This is a genomic window from Agromyces sp. P2_B3 (genome assembly GCF_056404815.1).
Map to the genome: position 1 here is coordinate 55083 of NZ_JBFUDH010000014.1, position 18761 is coordinate 73843.

The window sequence follows — 18761 nt, forward strand, 5'->3', positions numbered from 1 at the left end:
AGCGCGGCCCGGGCGACCATCGTCCGGGCCGCGTCCCACCCCCAACCGACCGGAACGGAGACTCGTGGACGCCGTCATCGAGAACCTGCCGACGTACTTCGAGGGCTTCAGGATGACCCTGCTGCTGCTCGTCGTGAGCGGCATCGCGGCACTCGTCATCGGCACGATCATCGCGTCGATGCGCATCTCGCCCGTGGGCTCGCTCCGGGTCTTCGCCACGGTCTACACCGAGCTCGTGCGCAACACGCCGCTGACCCTCGTGCTGTTCTTCTGCGCGATCATCCTGCCCTACCTCGGTTCCGAGCTCACCTACGTGACGGCCGCCATGATCGGCCTGTCGGTGTACACCTCGCCGTTCGTCGCCGAAGCGCTCCGCTCGGGCATCAACGGCGTGCCGATCGGCCAGGCCGAGGCCTCCCGCAGCGTGGGGCTCGGGTTCACCCAGACGGTCGGGCTCGTCGTCATGCCGCAGGCCTTCCGCATGACCATCCCGCCACTCATCAACGTCTTCATCGCGCTCACCAAGAACACCTCGGTGGCGGGCGGATTCTTCGTCTTCGAGCTCTTCGCGGCGACGCGTGAACTCGCGAACGCGAACGGCGACGCGGTGATCGCGATCCTCCTCGGCGCCGCGACCCTCTATCTCGTGATCACAGTGCCCCTCGGCATCCTCGCCGGACAGCTCGAACGGAAGTGGGTGGTGCAGCGATGAGCAGCTCGTCGGTCCTCTTCGACGCACCCGGCCCGAAGGCGCGCCGGATCTCGCTGATCGCGTCGATCGTCGCGGGCGTCGTCATCATCGCCGGCATCGCCTGGATGATCTGGACGCTCGCCCAGCCCCGCGAGAGCGGCGGCATCACGCTTCCCGGGTTCTTCGACCCCAGTCGCTGGGACATCTTCGCCGATCCCGAGGTCTGGCAGTTCATCATCGTCGACGGCGTGCTCGCCACCCTGCGGGCGGCGCTCGTCGCATCGGTCTTCGCGATCGCGCTCGGCATCCTCTTCTCGCTGCTCCGCAGCGCCGAAGCGGCCTGGATCCGCATCCCCACCACGGTCGTGCTCGAGTTCCTCCGCGGCATGCCCGTGCTGCTGATGATGCTGTTCATCCTGCTGGTGCTCAACACCGGCGCCTTCTGGGCCGTCGTCGCCGCGCTCAGCCTGTACAACGGCGCGCTCATCGGCGAGGCCCTCCGCGCCGGCCTCGCCGCCCTCCCGCGCGGCCAGCGCGAGGCGGGGCTCAGCCTCGGCATGCGCCCGCTGCAGTCCAAGATGCTCGTCGAGTTCCCGCAGGCGTTCCGGCAGATGCTGCCGATCATCGTCGCGCAGCTCGTGGTGCTCCTGAAGGACACGTCGCTCGGCTACATCGTCGGCTACAGCGAGCTCCTGCGCACCAACATGAACGTGCTGGGCAGCTACTACGGCAACCGCTACCTGTTCTCGCTCTTCGTGGTCACCCTCGTGCTGTACCTCACCATGAACCTGCTCCTGTCGTGGTTCGCGCGCTGGCTCTCGAAGCGCACGTCGAGCCAGTCGGCGGGCAAGCGACTCGACCCCGAGGACGCCAGCCAGGCGCTCCTGGTCGCCGAGGCGACGGCTGCTGCGCGCGAGTCCAAGCGGCCATAGCGGCAGACGCCCGGATCGAGGCCCGCGACGTCCGGGGCCGATGAATCGACCGGAGTCGCTCGTGACCGCCCGCTAGACTCGTTCCTTGTGTCCGAGCCCCGTGAAATCACCGAGCAGGCCGTCGAGTCGGCCGTCGATGCCGCGCTCGCGGCGATCGCCGCGGCCGCCGACTCCGCCGCGCTGAAGACCGTCCGCGCAGAGCACACGGGGGAGAAGTCCACCCTCGCGCAGCTGAACGCCGAGCTCCGCAACGTGCCGAACGACCGGAAGGCCGCGCTCGGCAAGCTCGTCGGCGGCGCTCGTGGCCGGGTCAACCAGGCGTTCGCCGCCCGTGAGGCCGAGATCCTCGAGGCCGAGGCGGTCGCGCAGCTCGCGGCCGAGTCGGTCGACGTCACGGCACTGCCGTCACGGTACCGGCCCGGCGCGCGGCATCCGCTCGCCCTGCTGCAAGACCGGGTGTGCGACGTCTTCACCGGCATGGGCTGGGAGATCTCAGAGGGCCCCGAGGTCGAGAGCGAGTGGTTCAACTTCGACGCGCTGAACTTCGACGCCGACCACCCCGCGCGGGCCATGCAGGACACGTTCTTCGTGGACCCGCCCGAGGCTCACCTGGTGCTGCGCACCCACACCAGCCCGGTGCAGGTGCGGTCGATGCTCGACCGCGAGGTGCCGATCTACGTGCTCGCCCCCGGGCGGGTCTACCGCACCGACGAGTTCGATGCGACCCACCTGCCGGTGTTCATGCAGTTCGAGGGCCTCGCCGTCGACAAGGGCCTCACCATGGCGCACCTGAAGGGCACCCTCGACCACTTCGTGAAGTCGATCTTCGGCGACGAGGCGAAGGTGCGCCTGCGCCCGAGCTTCTTCCCGTTCACCGAGCCGAGCGCCGAACTCGACTTCTGGCACCCGACCTTCAAGGACGGGCCGCGCTGGATCGAGTGGGGCGGTTGCGGGATGGTGCACCCCAACGTGCTGAAGGCCGCCGGCATCGACCCCGAGGTCTACACGGGGTTCGCATTCGGCATGGGCATCGAGCGCGGGCTCATGCTGCGCAACGGGGTGCAGGACATGCGGGAAATGGTCGAGGGAGACGTCCGGTTCTCCCAGCAGTTCGGAATGGTGGTCTAGGACATGCGAGTGCCGCTCAGCTGGCTCGCCGAGTACGTGGAGCTCGTGCCGGGCACGACTCCCGAAGACGTGCATGCCGCCCTCGTGCGGGTCGGTCTCGAAGAGGAGGACGTGCACACGTTCGAGCTCCAGGGGCCCATCGTCGTGGGCGAGGTCCTCGAGTTCGTCGAGGAGCCGCAGTCCAACGGCAAGACCATCCGCTGGTGCCAGGTCCGGGTGGCGCCCGATGGCGAGGCCGCGGCCGACGGCGGCGACGCCGTGCACGGGATCGTGTGCGGCGCGCGCAACTTCTTCGTCGGCGACAAGGTCGTCGTCACCCTGCCCGGCGCGGTGCTGCCCGGCCCCTTCCCGATCGCCGCGCGCAAGACGTACGGGCACGTGTCCGACGGCATGATCGCCTCCGCACGCGAGCTCGGCCTCGGCGAGGACCACGACGGCATCCTGCGCCTCTCGACGCTCGGCATCGACGCGCCCGTCGGCACCGACGCCATCGCGCTGCTCGGCCTCGACGACGCCGCGGTCGAGATCAACGTCACGCCCGACCGCGGCTACGCGTTCTCCATCCGGGGCGTGGCGCGCGAGTACGCCCACGCCACGGGCGCGACGTTCCGCGACCCGGTCGAGCAGTCGGGGGCGGTGGATGCCACGCTCGACGGCTTCCCCGTCGAGATCCGCGACGAGGCGCCCATCCGGGGCCGCGTCGGCTCGGCCGTGTTCGCGACGCGCATCGTGCGCGGCGTGGATCCGACCCGCCCCACCCCGCCGTGGATGGTCGCGCGGCTGAAGCTCGCCGGCATCCGCTCGCTCTCGGTGCTCGTCGACATCACGAACTACGTGATGCTCGAGCTCGGGCAGCCCATCCACGGGTACGACCTCGACCGTCTCCGGGGCGGCATCGTGGTGCGTCGCGCGACGCCGGGCGAGAAGCTCACCACCCTCGACGGCAAGGAGCGCACGCTCCACGTCGAAGACCTCGTCGTCACCGACGATCGCGGTCCGATCGGACTGGGCGGCGTCATGGGCGGGGCCGAGACCGAGATGGACGACTCGACGCGCAACGTGCTCATCGAGGCGGCGAACTGGGACCCGGTGTCCATCGCGCGCACGGCACGACGCCACAAGCTGCCGAGTGAAGCGGCCAAGCGCTACGAGCGCGGCGTCGACCCCGAGATCGCGGCCACCGCGGTGTCCCGCGTCGCGCAGCTCATGGCCGACCTCGCCGGCGGAACCGCCGACGCAGGCGGCTCCCTCATCCACGAGGCCCCGGCCCGCGGCGCGATCCTGCTGCCCGACGGGTACGTCTCGGGGCTCATCGGCGTCGAGTACTCCGACGACGAGGTGCACGACGCGCTCGCCGAGGTGGGCGGCGCGGTGACCCGTGTCAAGGGCGGGTTCGAGGTCGTGCCGCCGTCCTGGCGCCCCGACCTCACGGGCCGCGCCGAACTGGCGGAGGAGGTGGCCCGGCTCGCCGGCTACCACCGCATCCCGTCGGTGCTCCCGGTCGCGCCGCCCGGACGCGGCCTCACCCGTTCGCAGCGCATCCGGCGCCGGGTCGCCGACACGCTGGCGGCCGCCGGCTCGACCGAGGTGCTGTCGTTCCCGTTCGCCACCGAGGCGGAGAATGCCCTGTTCGGCAGCGCCGACGGCTCCCTCGTGGCATCCGTGAAGCTCGCCAACGCGCTCGACGCGAGCACCGCGCTCATGCGCCGGTCGCTGCTTCCCGGGCTCATCGCTGCGGCGAAGCGCAACCGTTCGCGCGGACTCGTCGACGTGTCCCTGTTCGAGCTCGGCACCGTGTTCCTGCCCGAAGTCGGGCGCACCTATGGTTCACCGTCGCTGCCGCTCGGCGACGCGCGTCCGAGCGACGCCGAGCTCGAGACCCTCCAGGCCGGCATCCCGCCGCAGCCCCGTCACGTGGGCGTGCTCGTCGTGGGCGACGTCGTCCCGAAGCAGCCGGGCGTGACTGCCGTGCCCGCCGGCATCATCGACGCGCTCGACGCGGTGCGAGAGATCGGCCTCGCCGTCGGCGCCGAGATCGAGGTCGTGCAGGGCTCGCATCAGGCGCTCCATCCCGGTCGCACGGCCGAGCTCCGTGTCGCGGGCCGCACCGTCGGCTTCGCTGGCGAGCTGCTGCCCGCCGTGGCGGAGGCGGCCGACCTGCCGCGCGTCGTCGCGGTCGCCGAGCTCGACCTCGACGCGGTCATCGCACTCACCGAGCCCGGACTCGAGGCCGGACAGATCGGCACGTACCCCGCGGCGACGCAGGACCTCTCGCTCGTCGTGGCCGCCGACGTGCCGGCGGCAGCGGTGGCTGCAGCAGTGCGAGAGGGCGCCGGGGAGCTGCTCGAGCACGTGCAACTGGTCGACGACTACCGCGGCTCGGGCGTGACCGACGGCTCGAAGAGCCTGACCTTCGCCCTCCGGTTCCGCGCCGCCGACCGCACGCTCACGGCGGCGGAGGCCAGCGAGGCGAAGCTCGCCGGCGCCGGGCTCGCTGCCGAACGAGTCGGGGCCACGGTCCGGGAGTAGTCCGATGGCACGGGGCCTCAGGCCCCGTGTCGGTCGATGAGGCGGTCGAACGCGGCATCCAACTGCGCATCGACCTCGCGCCGCGCGGAATCGGCGTCGTGCCAGTCCACGATCTCCTGCGCGCCCCGCCAGAACGGGATGACGGCCCGGTACTCGGGCACGAGGGCCTTCACCTTCGTGTTGTCGAAGATCACCGAGTGCGCCTTGTCGCCCAGGAGGCCGGGTCCGTCGTCAGGGAGCTCACGGGCTATGGCCTCGCTCGCGATGTGCACCGGACGGAAGTCCGCTCCGGCGGCCCGGGCGAGCGCCGCGCCGACCTGGTCCCAGGTGAGCACCTCGTCGGACGTGATGTGGAACGCCTCGCCGATGGCGCGGTCATTGCCGAGCAGCCCGGTGAACGCCACCGCGAAGTCGCGCGTATGGGTGAGCGTCCACAGGCTCGTGCCGTCGCCCTGCACCACCACGGGCTTGCCTCGCCGCATCCGGTCGATCGCGGTCCAGCCGCCGAGCAGCGGCACGCTCGTGCCGTCGTACGTGTGCGACGGACGGATGATCGTGGCGGGGAAGCCGCGCTCGCGATAGGCGGCGACCAGCAGGTCCTCACTCGCGATCTTGTCCCGGGAGTACTGCCAGTACGGGTTCCGCAGGGGAGTCGACTCGGTGATCGGCAGGTGCCCGACCGGCTTCTGGTACGCGGAGGCCGACGAGATGTACACGTATTGGCGGCAGCGTCCCTCGAAGAGGTCGAGGTCGCGCTCGACCTGGGCCGGCGAGAACGAGCGGAAGTTCGCGACGACGTCGAACGTCTCCTCGCCGATGGCGTCGGCGACGGATGCCGCGTCGTCGGCGTCGCCCGTCAGGTGCCGCGCCCCGGTGATCGGCGGTCGGTCGGTGCTCCGTCCGCGGTTCAGGAGCGTGAGGTCATCGCCGCGCTCGACGATGCGGGCGCTGGACGCCGAGCTGATGATGCCGTTGCCGCCGATGAACAGCACGCGCAGGGCCATGGTCTCCTCCTCGATGACGGCGGGCCGGATGCCGCGTGCCGAGCCTATGCCCGCGGTGCGTCGGAGGGCATGTCGGCGTGGCGGGCGCCTTATCGTCGCCCGCCCCGCCGTCATGTCAGTCGAGCCCGGCCGGGCCGGCGAACACGCTCACGAGCGCGGGCACGGCGGCCGCGGGGTGCACCCTGCCGCGGTACTCGGGCGTCCAGCCCGCGTCATCCGCGATGTTCACGCCCTTCGCGGCGTTGTAGGCGCCGAGCACGTCGACGGGCTGCCGGTTCACGAGGTTGCCCGTCTCGGTGATCGCGGTGCCCTTGTACACCCCGATGACGGCGGCCGGATCGAAGCCGTCCGCGACGGTGAAGGCGTTCTGCTCGGCGACGAGCTGCGACTCGACGCCGAGTCCCCACGAGTAGACGTAGGGGTACTCGTCGTGCGGGGTCTGCAGGTAGTGGTTGTTGTAGGCGTCGACCTGGCCGAAGCGCACGCGAGGCGCGCGCTGGCCGAGGTCGCGGAACTCGTTGTGGTGGAGGGTGACGCGCAGGTGGCCGCGGTCGGTGGTGCGGCTGTCGCTGTTGCCGATGAGCATGACCTTGTCGTGGTCGTGGAACCTGTTCCAGGAGATGGTGACGAGGTCCGCGGCGCGCACGACGTCGAGCAGCCCGTCGTGGATCTGGAACGGCCGCCCGAAGTACGACGGCTGCAGGGAGTCGAGCGCGGCGCCGTCGCTCAGGTCGTTGTGATCGATCCACACGTTCGTCGAGCCGGTGACCGTGAGCAGGTCCCACTCCGAGTTCCAGTTGCCGGTCTCGCCGTCGGTCGGATCCCACGACGGGAAGCAGTCGAAGGCGTTCGTGAGGGTGAGGCCGCGCACGATGACGTTCGAGACGTTCGCGATCTGGAGCGCGGCGCCGCTGATCTCGGAACCCGGCAGGCCGATGAGCGTCGTGTTGGCGCCGATGCGGATGTCGATGCGGGCGCGCTGGGCCGCCTGCGATGCCGCGCGCGCGTCCTCGATGGCGCCCGACGGCTCCTGCTCCCATCCCCAGACCGCCGGATCGTACGCAGCCAGGTAGTCGTCGAGGGTGTAGCCGTCGCGCGCATAGTCGGCGCAGGAGAGGGACGCCCCCGCGTCGTCGGTGTTCGCATCGATGAACCCGGCGACATACACGATCTTCGGTGCGTCGCCGGCGAGGGCGGCGACGAGCCCTGCACGGTCGTGGACCGTGAACACCTGCCCGACCGGAGCGGCGGAGCCTCCGGTGGTACCCGCTCCGGCGGACGCCCATCCGTCGCCCGCGGCGAGCGGCTCTCGGGCGGCATCCGACCCGCGGTCGCCGTGAGCGGGAGCTGCGGCCTGCGCGGGAGCCGCGGCCGTGAGCAGGAGGGCGACGCCGGCGAGGGCGGCGGCGCTTGCGGTGATCCATCGTCGTTGCATGGGTGGGGGAGCTCCTTCGATCCCGCGCCGCCTGACGCCATCGTCGGGCAAGAAAGCGCTTTCCCGGAAAGTAGCAGCCCGCATGCGCTGGTGTAAAGGGGCTGAGCGCCTCGACGCGGGCCGCGTTTTGCATGCATTCCCGACGCGCGATAGGGTCGCACACATGTCCGCCACCCGGTTCGCCACCGCCGCACGCGTCTCGCGTGTCCCGGTCGTGCGCAACCGACGTCGTGGCGAGCGCCGAATCTCGGCGACCCCTGTCGCGGCCTAGTCGGCCTGTCGCGGGGCGTCGCCCGGCCCTCGCCCCGACCGCACAGACCCTAAGGTGGAATCCATGACGTACTCCGTCGCCGTTTCCGGCGCGTCCGGCTATGCCGGAGGGGAGATCCTGCGCCTCCTCGCCGACCATCCCGACTTCGAGGTGCGCACCGTCACGGGGCACGCGAATGCGGGCCAGCCGCTCGTGGCCGTGCAGCCGCACCTGCGCACCTACACGCACCTCACGTTGCAGGAGACGAACGCCGAGACGCTCGCCGGTCACGACGTCGTCTTCCTCGCGCTTCCGCACGGAGCATCCGGAGCGATCGCGGCACAGTTGTCGCCCGAGACGCTCGTCATCGACTGCGGCGCCGACCACCGCCTCGAGTCGTCCGTCGACTGGGCAGCGTTCTACGGCGGCGCGCACCACGGCGCGTGGGCCTATGGCGTGCCCGAGTTGCCCCGGCTGACCGGCACCCAGCGCGACCGACTCACCGGTGCCCGCCGCATCGCAGCCCCGGGGTGCAATGCGTCGACCGTCGCCCTGTCCCTCGCCCCCGGCATCCGTGCGGGCGTCATCGAGGACCGCGACCTCGTCGCCGTGCTCGCCGTGGGCCCGTCCGGTGCCGGCAAGAGCCTCAAGGCGCACCTGCTGGGCAGCGAGCTCCTCGGCTCGGCGAACCCCTACGCGGTGGGCGGCGGCCACCGCCACATCCCCGAGATCTCGCAGTCGCTTCGCTGGGCGGGTGCCGCGGCGCCGACCATCTCCTTCACGCCGGTGCTCGTGCCGATGTCGCGCGGCATCCTGGCGACGTCGACCGCCCGCATCGTCCCGGGCACGGATGCCTCGGCCGTCCGCGCGGCCTGGGAGGACGCCTACGCGGGGGAGCGCTTCGTGCAGCTCCTGCCGCCCGGCCAGTTCCCGCGCACCGCCGACGTGCTCGGCGCGAACACGGCGCTCATGGGGCTCGCCGTCGACGAGGCGGCAGGCCGCGTCGTCGTCGTGACCGCCGTCGACAACCTCGTGAAGGGCACCGCCGGTGCCGCGATCCAGTCCGCGAACATCGCGCTGGGGCTCGCCGAGTCCACCGGCCTTCCCGTGAACGGAGTCGCCCCGTGACCGTCACCGCCCCCGCAGGATTCGAGGCCGCGGGCGTCGCGGCCGGCATCAAGCGCACGGGTGCGCTGGACCTCGCGCTGATCGTGAACCGCGGGCCGTCGAATGCGGCCGCGGCGGTCTTCACGTCGAACCGCGCGAAGGCGAACCCGATCCTGTGGTCCGAGCAGGCCATCGCCGACGGACTGGTGGCGGCGATCGTGCTCAACTCCGGCGGGGCGAACTGCTTCACCGGCCCCCAGGGGTTCCAGGTGACCCACGGCACCGCCGAGGCCGCCGCGGGCGCGCTCGGGGTCGCGGCGGGCGACGTGCTGGTCTGCTCCACCGGGCTCATCGGCGAGCAGCTCGACGGCGAGGTCCTCCAGGAGGGCGTGCTGTCGGCCGCCAACCGACTCTCGACCGAGGGCGGCGCCGACGCCGCGCGGGCCATCATGACGACCGACACGCGCCCGAAGACCGTGGTGGTCGAGGGTGACGGATGGCGCGTCGGCGGCATCGCGAAGGGCGCGGGCATGCTCGCGCCGGGCCTCGCCACGATGCTCGTGGTGCTGACGACCGACGCCGACGTCGCGGCCCAGGCGCTCGACACCGCGCTGCGTGACGCCACCCGGGTGACCTTCGACCGGCTGGACTCCGACGGCTGCATGTCCACGAACGACCAGGTGACGCTCCTCGCCTCGGGCGCGTCGGGCGTCGTGCCCGAGCCGGCCGCCTTCGCGGCAGCCGTGACCGACGCGTGCCGCTCACTCGCGCAGCAGCTGCAGGAAGACGCAGAGGGCGCCAGCCACGACATCGCCATCGAGGTGCGCGGGGCGGTCTCCGAGGACGACGCCGTCGAGGTGGGCCGGTCGGTTGCCCGGAACAACCTCTTCAAGGCGGCGATCTTCGGCAACGATCCCAACTGGGGGCGGGTGCTCGCGGCGATCGGCACGACGAAGGCGCCGTTCGACCCCTACCTCGTCGACGTGTCCATGAACGGTGTCCGGGTGTGCCACGCGGGACGGCCCGACGCGCCGCGCGAGCAGGTCGACCTGACACCGCGTGCCACGCACGTGCTCATCGAGCTGCACGCCGGCGAGGCATCCGCCACCATCCTCACCAACGACCTCACGCACGACTACGTGCATGAGAACAGCGCGTACGCGAGCTGACATGGGCGACGAGAACGCGACGACGAACGAGACGGATGCCGCGGCCTGGACGGCGACGGCGGGCGACAAGGCGCAGGTGCTCATCGACTCGCTGCCGTGGCTGAAGCGCTTCCACGGCGAGACGATCGTGGTGAAGTTCGGCGGCAACGCGATGGTGAGCCCAGAGCTGCAGCGCGCGTTCGCCGAGGACATGGTCTACCTGCGCTACGCCGGCATCAAGCCCGTCGTGGTGCACGGCGGCGGACCCCAGATCTCGGCGATGCTCGGGCGGCTCGGCATCGAGAGCGAGTTCCGCGGCGGCTACCGGGTCACGACGCCCGAGACGATGGACGTCGTGCGCATGGTGCTGTCGGGTCAGGTCAATCGCGAGCTGGTGTCGCTCGTCAACGAGCACGGCCCGCTGGCCGCCGGACTCTCGGGCGAGGATGCCGGGTTGTTCACCGGCCGCCGCCGGGGCGCCGTGGTCGACGGGGTCGAGGTCGACCTGGGACTCGTCGGCGACGTGGTCGCCGTCGATCCGGCCGCGGTGCACGCGCAGCTCGACGCGGGCCGCATCCCGGTCGTCTCCTCGATCGCGCCCGACGGCGCTACGCCCGGACAGTCGCTCAACGTGAACGCCGACTCGGCGGCGGCATCCCTCGCGGTCGCGCTCGGTGCGGCCAAGCTCGTGATCCTGACCGATGTCGCGGGCCTCTACCGAGACTGGCCCAATCGCGACTCGCTCGTGTCGGTGATCGACGTGCCCGAGCTCACGGCCCTGCTCCCGAAGCTCGAATCGGGGATGATCCCGAAGATGGCAGCGTGCCTCGAAGCCGTCGAGGGCGGCGTCGCCAAGGCGGCGATCATCGACGGGCGCATCCCGCACTCGATCCTGCTCGAGGTGTTCACCCAGTCGGGCATCGGCACGGAGGTGGTTCCCGCATGACGGCCCTCGACGACCTCAACGAGTGGCAGGGCCGCTTCGACCGACGCGTGATGCGCGCGATCGGGATGCCGCTCGCGAAGCTCGATCACGGCCGTGGTGCGCGGGTGTGGGACGACGCGGGGCACGAGTACCTCGACTTCCTCGCAGGCATCGCGGTGAACTCGCTCGGGCATGCGCACCCCGTGTTCGTCGAGGCCGTCTCGACGCAGGCGGCCCGCCTCGCGCACGTGTCCAACTACTTCACGACGGAGCCCGCACTCGAGCTCGCGGAGCGCATCACCCGCCTGGCAGGCACGGGCGACCAGGGGCGCGCCTGGTTCGGCAACTCCGGCGCCGAGGCGAACGAGGCCGCGTTCAAGTTGGCGCGCCTCAACAACTCGGGCGGCGCCCGCAGCCGCGTGCTGGCGCTCGTCGACGGCTTCCACGGACGCACCATGGGCTCGCTCGCGCTCACCGGCAAGGCGCACATGCGCGAGGCCTTCGAGCCGCTGCCCGGCGGAGTCGAGCACATCCCGGCCACGATCGAGGCGCTCGAGGCGTCGCTCGACGACGGGGTCGCCGCGCTCTTCGTCGAACCCATCCAGGGTGAGGCCGGCGTCGTCGAGCTGCCCGATGGATTCCTCGTGGCCGCCCGCGAGCTGACGCACCGGCACGGCGCGCTGCTCATCGTCGACGAGATCCAGACCGGCGCCGGCCGCACCGGCGAGTGGTTCGCGTTCCAGCACGCCGGCATCACGCCGGATGCGATCACCGTCGCGAAGGGCATCGGCGGCGGGTTCCCTATCGGCGGCCTCGTGACCTTCGGCCACGCGTCGTCGCTGTACTCCAAGGGGCAGCACGGCTCGACGTTCGGCGGCAACCCGCTCGCGACCGCGGTCTCGAACGCCGTCCTAGGCGAGATCGAGCGGGCCGGCCTCGTCGAGAACGCGGCCCTGCGCGGGCGGCAGCTCGACGAGCGCATCGCGTCGCTCGGCTCCCCGCTCATCGCCGGGACCCGCGGCCGGGGCCTCCTCATCGGCATCGCGCTCAGCGAGCCGGTCGCCACCCGGCTCACCGCCGAGGCCATGCGAGCGGGCCTCATCGTCAACGCGGCGAACGACTCCACCATCCGCATGGCCCCACCCCTGATCATCGGCGACGCGGAGGTCGACGAGTTCGCCGACAAGTTCTCCCGCGCCCTCGACGCCGTCACCTCGGCGCTCCACTGAACCGGGGCAGACCGTCACCACGCAGACCACGCAGACCTCGCACGACCCGATCCACACGAACGGAACCGCATGACCCGCCACTTCCTCCGCGACGACGACATCACTCCGGCCGAGCAGGCCGAGATCCTCGACCTCGCCGAGCGACTGAAGGCCGACCGCTGGGGCACGAAGCCGCTCGCCGGACCCCAGACCGTCGCCGTGATCTTCGACAAGTCGTCGACGCGCACCCGGGTGTCGTTCGCCGTCGGCATCGCCGATCTCGGCGGATCGCCGCTCATCATCTCGACGGCGAACAGCCAGCTCGGCGGCAAGGAGACCCCCTCCGACACGGCCCGGGTGCTCGAGCGCATGGTCGCGGCCATCGTCTGGCGCACCTACGGGCAGGCCGGACTCGAGGAGATGGCCGCCGGCACCACGGTGCCGGTGGTGAACGCACTCTCCGACGACTTCCACCCGTGCCAGCTGCTGGCCGACCTGCTCACCATCCGTGAGCACAAGGGTCGCCTCGCCGGGCTGACCGTCACCTTCCTCGGCGACGGCGCCTCGAACATGGCCCAGTCCTACGTGCTCGCCGGCGCGACGGCGGGCATGCACGTGCGGGTCGCGTCCCCCGAGGAGTTCGCGCCCGCGGCATCCGTCGTCGCCGACGCCGACCGCGTCGCCGCGACCACCGGCGGTTCCGTCAGCCTGTTCACGGATGCCGCGGAGGCGGCCTCGGGCGCCGACGTCATCGTCACCGACACCTGGGTGTCGATGGGCAAGGAGGACGAGAAGGCCCACCGCGTCGCGACGTTCGGCGCGTACCAGGTCGATCGCGAACTCATGTCGCTCGCGGCATCCGATGCGGTCTTCCTGCACTGCCTGCCGGCGGATCGCGGCTACGAGGTCACCGCCGAGGTCATCGACGGCGAGCAGTCGATCATCTGGGACGAAGCCGAGAACCGGCTGCACGCGCAGAAGGCGCTGCTGGTGTGGCTGCTCGAGCGGAAGGACGCCTGATGGCCGAGGAGCACGGCACCAACGAGGGATCCCTCTGGGGCGCCCGGTTCGCGAGCGGCCCATCGCCCGAGCTCGCCCGGCTCTCGAAGTCGACGCATTTCGACTGGCAGCTCGCGCCCTACGACCTCGCCGGGTCCCGGGCTCACGCCCGCGCCCTCGCGGCTGCGGGCTACCTCACCGACGTCGAGCTCACCGCGATGCTCGCGGGCCTCGACCAGCTGGAGTCCGACGTGTCGTCGGGACGGATCGTCGCCGGCGACGCCGATGAAGACGTCCACGGCGCCCTCGAGGCCGCGCTCATCGGCATCGTCGGTCCCGAGCTCGGCGGCAAGCTGCGCGCGGGGCGCAGCCGGAACGACCAGATCGCGACGCTCGTGCGTCTCTACCTGAAGGACCACGCGGCGACCATCGGCCAGCAGCTGGTGCACCTCATCGACGCGCTCGCCGCCCAGGCCGACGCGCACCGCACCGCGGTCATGCCGGGTCGCACGCACCTCCAGCACGCGCAGCCGGTGCTGCTCGCCCACCATCTCCTGGCGTACGCGTGGGCGCTGTCGCGCGACCTCGAGCGGATCGTCGACTGGACGAAGCGGGCGGATGTCTCGCCCTACGGCGGGGGAGCGCTGGCCGGGTCGACGCTCGGCCTCGACGCGGCATCCGTCGCCCGCGACCTGGGCCTCGCGGCGCCGGCCGAGAACTCGCTCGACGCCACCGCGAGTCGCGACGTGGTCGCGGAGTTCGCGTTCGTCACCGCCATGATCGGAATCGACGTCTCACGGCTCGCGGAGGACGTGATCCTCTGGAACACGCGCGAGTTCGGGTTCGTCACCCTCGACGACGCGTATTCGACCGGATCCTCGATCATGCCGCAGAAGAAGAACCCCGACATCGCCGAGCTCGCACGCGGCAAGTCGGGCCGCCTGATCGGCAACCTCTCCGGCCTGCTCGCCACGCTCAAGGGCCTGCCGCTCGCGTACAACCGCGACCTCCAGGAGGACAAGGAGCCGGTGTTCGACTCGGTCGAGACACTCGAGGTGCTCCTCCCGGCCTTCACGGGCATGATCGCCACGCTGACGTTCCACACCGAGCGCATGGCCGAGCTCGCGCCCGCGGGGTTCTCGCTCGCCACGGATGTCGCGGAGTGGCTCGTGAAGCAGCACGTGCCGTTCCGCGACGCCCACGAGATCACCGGCGCGGTCGTGCGCTACGCCGAGGAGCACGGTCTCGAGCTCGACGAGATCTCCGACGCCGCGCTCGCGTCGATCTCGCCGCACCTGACGCCCGAGGTCCGTGGCGTGCTCACGGTCGAGGGGTCGGTCTCGAGTCGCGACGGGCTCGGCGGCACGGCGCCGGTTCGGGTCGACGAGCAGTTCGCCCGGCTCGCCGATCGCGTGCGGCACCTCGTCGGGGGCCTGCCGGTCGCGGGTCGCTGAGCGACGGATGACGGAGCGGCTCGTCACGGCATCGCGTGCGTTCTTCGCGCGCGACTCCGTCGAGCTCGCGCCGCAGCTCCTCGGCGCCGTGCTGACCCACGACTCCGAGGACGGACCGGTGGCCCTGCGCATCGCCGAGGTGGAGGCGTACCGCGGCGTCGGCGAGGATCCTGGCTCGCATGCGTTCCGCGGCATGACGCGCAGGAACGCGGTCATGTTCGGCGAGGCCGCGCACCTGTACGCGTACTTCACCTACGGCATGCACACGTGCCTCAACGTCGTGGCCGGAGTCCCGGGCATGTCGTCGGCGGTGCTCCTGCGCGGCGGCACCATCGTCGAGGGGCTCGAACTCGCGCGTCGGCGTCGGCCCGGCGCCCCCGACCGCGACCTGGCGCGGGGGCCCGCCCGCCTCGCCGTCGCGCTCGGGGTGCCGCTGGCAGCGAGCGGCGCCGACCTGCTGGCGCCGCCGTTCGCGCTGGAGGTTCCCGTGGTGCCCGAGCCGTTCGCGTCGGGCCCGCGCACGGGCGTGAGCGGTGCGGGCGGGGGAGCGGCGTTCCCGTGGCGGTTCTGGATCCCGGGTGACCCGGGAGTGTCGCCGTACCGGCGTCACGCGAAGTCGCACGACTGACGCGGGCGATCTCAGTGCACGGCGAGGTGCACGACGAGCGCCGCCGCGCAGGCCCAGATCAGGCTCGCGAAGGTGCCGATGATGAACCGTTCGCGCGCCTCGGGCGCCTCGAGCTCGGTGAAGCGGCCGACGCCCTTCACGGCGACCACGATCGCCAGTCCCTCGGGGAAGCCCGCGATGATCGAGCCTGCAGTCGCGACGCGCTCGAGCACGCCGATGGTGAGGCCGCCGCGGAGGACCTCCCGGCGCCCACCGGCGACGACGCCCTGGCGCTGCTCCTCGGCGGTGGGTCGTTCGGCCACGATGATGCCGCCGTGGAGGCCGGGAGGTGCGCTGGCGCCCATCGCGAGGTTCAACGCGGTCGCGGCCGCCGGGCTCCCGCCGAAGATCGCCACGGTGAAGCCCAGCACGGTGATGAGCGGTGCGAAGCCGAACTCGGCCGGCGCGGAGATGGACGCGGCGGCCATGAGCGCGATGCCGAGCGTCACCGTCGCGAACCAGAACCAGACCGACCTCGGCTTCAGGAACGCGAGCACCGAGAGCGCGGCCGCGGCGGTCAGCGAGAGCAGCAGCGCCGACCAGGCGATGGCATCGGCGATGACGACGAGGTTCACGGTGCTCCTTCCGCGCAGCGACCGGACGGCCGTGGCTTCGAGCAGTGTAACGAGGGCCGCCCCCACCGCGGGGTCACGTCGTCGCGGCGCGTTCGGATTCCGCGTCGAGCTCGGCGAGCAGTCGCTCCAGGCCCGGGCGCGCGTCCTCCTCGGCGCGCCACATCGCGGCCTTCAGTCGGGCGCTGACCGCGGCCGGAGTCACGGCGAGGAGGGCGGCCGCCTCCTTCTGTCGGCGCCCTGCGAGCATGAGGTCCACGACCTCCCAGCCGAGGTCGGTCCGTCGCTCCCTGAGGAGCACGAGCAGTCGCACGAGCGCCTCCACGTCGGCGGCGGGCCGCGGGGGGTCGCCGGCCGCCCGGAGTGCGAAGCGACCCTCGGCGCGCTTCGCAGCGACCACGGCCTCGCGCGCGGCGATGAAGGCGGTGCCGGTGGCCTTGCGTGCGGCATCCGGAAGCGGCAGCCGGATGTCACCGACGCCGATGCCGACGCTCCACCTCCCGGTGCGGGTCACGTCGAGCACGATCGCGAGCGCGGTCGACGCCGATCGGGTGACGAGCTGGATCTCGTCGCCTGCCGTCTGGTCGGGCGGGAACACCAGTTCGTCGCCGTGCCGTTGTGCGAGCTCCTCGACGAGCCCGCCGGCACGGTCGCGCTCGCGGCGACTCGCGACCTGGTCGACAGTGATGACGAACATGGATGCACCTCCTCACGCTGAGCCGGATCAAGCCTGAAGGCTGAAGTCTTGGAGATCAATGCTACAGATTTGAGTCGCTTCGATCAAGTCTGGGGCATGAAGTCGTTGCTGCGCGCCGCGCTGGTAGCCTTGCTGGCGTGTCAGACCCCGTGATCCTCGCAACCCAGCAGAACGACGACTCCTTCGAGGATGTCTGGGAGGAGCTCGTCTGGCGCGGGCTCGTCCACGTGTCCACCGACCGGGCCGCGCTGAAGGAGCTGCTCGCAGGCGAGCCCATCACCTACTACTGCGGATTCGACCCGACCGCCCCGAGCCTCCACCTCGGCAATCTCGTGCAACTGCTGACGATGCGGCGTCTGCAACTGGCCGGACACAGGCCACTCGGGCTCGTCGGGGGCTCGACCGGCCTGATCGGCGATCCCCGCCCCACCGCCGAGCGCACCCTCAACACCAAGGAGACCGTGGCCGAGTGGGTCGGCAACCTGCGCGCGCAGGTGAGCCGCTTCCTCTCCGCCGAGGGCCCGAGCGCCGTGCGCCTGGTGAACAACCTCGACTGGACCGAGGGCCTCAGCGCCATCGACTTCCTCCGCGACATCGGCAAGCACTACCGCGTGGGCACGATGCTCAAGAAGGACGCGGTTGCGTCGCGCCTCAACTCCGACGCCGGCATCAGCTACACCGAGTTCAGCTACCAGATCCTGCAGGGCTTCGACTACCTCGAGCTGTACCGGCAGTACGACTGCGTCCTGCAGACGGGCGGCAGCGACCAGTGGGGCAACCTCACGAGCGGCACCGATCTCATCCATCGGGTGGAGGGTCGCAGCGTGCACGCCATCGGCACGCCGCTCATCACGAACTCCGACGGCACCAAGTTCGGCAAGAGCGAGGGCAACGCCATCTGGCTGGATGCCGCGATGTGCAGCCCCTACCGCTTCTACCAGTTCTGGCTCAACACCGACGATGCCGACGTCATCGGCCGGCTGAAGGTGTTCACGTTCCTCAGCAGGGCACGGATCGAGGAGCTGGCGGACCTCGTGGAGCGCGAGCCGTTCCGACGCGAGGCCCAGCGCGTGCTCGCGACCGAGGTGACGACGCTCGTGCATGGGGCGGATGCCACGGCCGCTGTCGTCGCCGCGTCCCAGGCGCTGTTCGGACAGGGCGACCTCGGGGCGCTCGATCCCGACACGCTCGAGTCGGCGCTCCGCGAGCTCCCGAACACGACCACGTCACCGGATGCCTCGATCGCGCAGCTCCTCGCGGACACCGGGCTCGTGACGAGCCAGAGCGAGGGCCGGCGCGCCATCACGCAGGGCGGCGTCTCGCTCGACAACATGCGGGTCGACGACGAGACGGCGACCCTCGAGGGTCGTGTGCCGCGTGGGGGCATGGCCGTGCTCCGTCGCGGCAAGAAGACGCTCGCGGGCATCTTCGTCGAGTAGGTTCAGATCTCCGATCCGAGGGCTTCGGTTGTCCGCTCCAGCGGGCGTCCGGAGCCCTTCGTCGTGCCGGTCGTTTCTCCGTCTTTCCGCGCGACACGCCCGGGATGCAGCGCTGAGTTGCACGACCCCCGGGATCCACGTAATGTAATCACTCGTTGCCCCAAAGGTGCGAAAGAGCGGAAGAGCTCATCGGCCTCAAGCGGAACGATTCCAAGCCACGAAGAAGCAATTCTTCGACTCGCTTGAAGCATTCGGATGCGTCCCTCGGGATGACCGGATGGAAACAACGAAACAAGCCTCGGATGAGGCGCCCGATGGGTGCCGAACCGGGTGCGTCCGTTTCTTGAGAACTCAACAGCGTGCACTATGTTCAATGCCAATTTATTGAACCCCAGCCTTACTCCTTTTGGGGTGGGTATGGATTCCTTTGATTGATGGACAATTTGATTTTTATAGTCAGTTGTTTCTCTGTCAGTGATTGAAGCTCTCAATGCCTCTTCGGGGGTGTTGGAACCAGTTTTTTTGGAGAGTTTGATCCTGGCTCAGGACGAACGCTGGCGGCGTGCTTAACACATG

The 18761-nt window shown here is 70.8% G+C and carries 16 protein-coding genes; 12 read left to right on the top strand and 4 right to left on the bottom strand.

Annotated elements, in window-relative coordinates:
* The first annotated feature begins 64 nt into the window (after positions 1 to 64).
* From AC1DZA_RS16635 to pheT, 4 genes are all read left to right on the top strand, one after another.
* Complete coding sequence (locus AC1DZA_RS16635; RefSeq protein ID WP_309972625.1) at positions 65 to 712, top strand: amino acid ABC transporter permease; 648 nt, start codon at positions 65 to 67, stop codon at positions 710 to 712.
* On the top strand, positions 709 to 1623 hold the full coding sequence (locus AC1DZA_RS16640) for an amino acid ABC transporter permease (protein ID WP_476762022.1): 915 nt from the start codon (positions 709 to 711) through the stop codon (positions 1621 to 1623). Before AC1DZA_RS16635 ends, AC1DZA_RS16640 begins: the two co-directional genes overlap by 4 nt.
* An 87-nt stretch (positions 1624 to 1710) precedes the next feature.
* Positions 1711 to 2751, top strand: coding sequence for a phenylalanine--tRNA ligase subunit alpha (gene pheS / locus AC1DZA_RS16645; protein WP_476773577.1), 1041 nt, complete (start codon positions 1711 to 1713; stop codon positions 2749 to 2751).
* Between the two features lie 3 nt (positions 2752 to 2754).
* Positions 2755 to 5280 carry a phenylalanine--tRNA ligase subunit beta gene (gene pheT / locus AC1DZA_RS16650; protein ID WP_476773578.1) on the top strand — a complete coding sequence of 842 codons (2526 nt, stop codon included), beginning with the start codon at positions 2755 to 2757 and terminating at the stop codon, positions 5278 to 5280.
* Between the two features lie 17 nt (positions 5281 to 5297).
* Here the strand turns inward: pheT and AC1DZA_RS16655 are convergent, their stop codons facing one another.
* Together AC1DZA_RS16655 and AC1DZA_RS16660 are read right to left on the bottom strand one after the other, a co-directional pair.
* The gene (locus AC1DZA_RS16655) at positions 5298 to 6284 is read right to left on the bottom strand and encodes an NAD-dependent epimerase/dehydratase family protein (RefSeq protein WP_476773579.1); all 987 of its coding nucleotides are present in this window, start codon (positions 6282 to 6284) and stop codon (positions 5298 to 5300) included.
* A 115-nt stretch (positions 6285 to 6399) separates the two neighbouring features.
* Positions 6400 to 7719: a pectate lyase family protein gene (locus tag AC1DZA_RS16660; protein ID WP_476773580.1), complete on the bottom strand. Its 1320-nt coding sequence runs from the start codon at positions 7717 to 7719 to the stop codon at positions 6400 to 6402.
* Positions 7720 to 8053: 334 nt separating this feature from the next.
* Here AC1DZA_RS16660 and argC point away from each other — a divergent pair, with 334 nt between their 5' ends.
* From argC to AC1DZA_RS16695, 7 genes are all read left to right on the top strand, one after another.
* Positions 8054 to 9097, top strand: coding sequence for an N-acetyl-gamma-glutamyl-phosphate reductase (gene argC, locus AC1DZA_RS16665; protein ID WP_476773581.1), 1044 nt, complete (start codon positions 8054 to 8056; stop codon positions 9095 to 9097).
* Entirely contained in the window at positions 9094 to 10245 is a 1152-nt protein-coding gene (argJ, locus tag AC1DZA_RS16670) for a bifunctional glutamate N-acetyltransferase/amino-acid acetyltransferase ArgJ (protein WP_476773582.1), read from the top strand. Before argC ends, argJ begins: the two co-directional genes overlap by 4 nt.
* A 1-nt stretch (position 10246) precedes the next feature.
* Entirely contained in the window at positions 10247 to 11170 is a 924-nt protein-coding gene (argB, locus tag AC1DZA_RS16675) for an acetylglutamate kinase (RefSeq protein ID WP_476773583.1), read from the top strand.
* Positions 11167 to 12378, top strand: a complete 1212-nt coding sequence (locus tag AC1DZA_RS16680) for an acetylornithine transaminase (RefSeq protein WP_476773584.1) — start codon at positions 11167 to 11169, stop codon at positions 12376 to 12378. Before argB ends, AC1DZA_RS16680 begins: the two co-directional genes overlap by 4 nt.
* 69 nt (positions 12379 to 12447) lie before the next feature.
* Positions 12448 to 13377 (top strand): ornithine carbamoyltransferase, encoded by a 930-nt coding sequence (gene argF / locus AC1DZA_RS16685; RefSeq protein WP_476762983.1) that lies wholly within the window; start codon positions 12448 to 12450, stop codon positions 13375 to 13377.
* Complete coding sequence (gene argH / locus AC1DZA_RS16690) at positions 13377 to 14810, top strand: argininosuccinate lyase (protein ID WP_476773585.1); 1434 nt, start codon at positions 13377 to 13379, stop codon at positions 14808 to 14810. The genes argF and argH overlap by 1 nt, the downstream gene beginning before the upstream one ends.
* Before the next feature lie 7 nt (positions 14811 to 14817).
* Entirely contained in the window at positions 14818 to 15438 is a 621-nt protein-coding gene (locus tag AC1DZA_RS16695) for a DNA-3-methyladenine glycosylase (RefSeq protein ID WP_476773586.1), read from the top strand.
* A gap of 11 nt (positions 15439 to 15449) precedes the next feature.
* On the opposite strand, the gene AC1DZA_RS16700 is transcribed toward AC1DZA_RS16695, so the two are convergent.
* Positions 15450 to 16052: a hypothetical protein gene (locus AC1DZA_RS16700; protein ID WP_476764025.1), complete on the bottom strand. Its 603-nt coding sequence runs from the start codon at positions 16050 to 16052 to the stop codon at positions 15450 to 15452.
* A gap of 73 nt (positions 16053 to 16125) precedes the next feature.
* Complete coding sequence (locus AC1DZA_RS16705; RefSeq protein ID WP_476773587.1) at positions 16126 to 16746, bottom strand: DNA-binding protein; 621 nt, start codon at positions 16744 to 16746, stop codon at positions 16126 to 16128.
* A 137-nt stretch (positions 16747 to 16883) separates the two neighbouring features.
* Here AC1DZA_RS16705 and tyrS point away from each other — a divergent pair, with 137 nt between their 5' ends.
* Positions 16884 to 18185, top strand: coding sequence for a tyrosine--tRNA ligase (gene tyrS, locus AC1DZA_RS16710; protein WP_476773588.1), 1302 nt, complete (start codon positions 16884 to 16886; stop codon positions 18183 to 18185).
* The last annotated feature ends 576 nt before the right edge of the window (positions 18186 to 18761 follow it).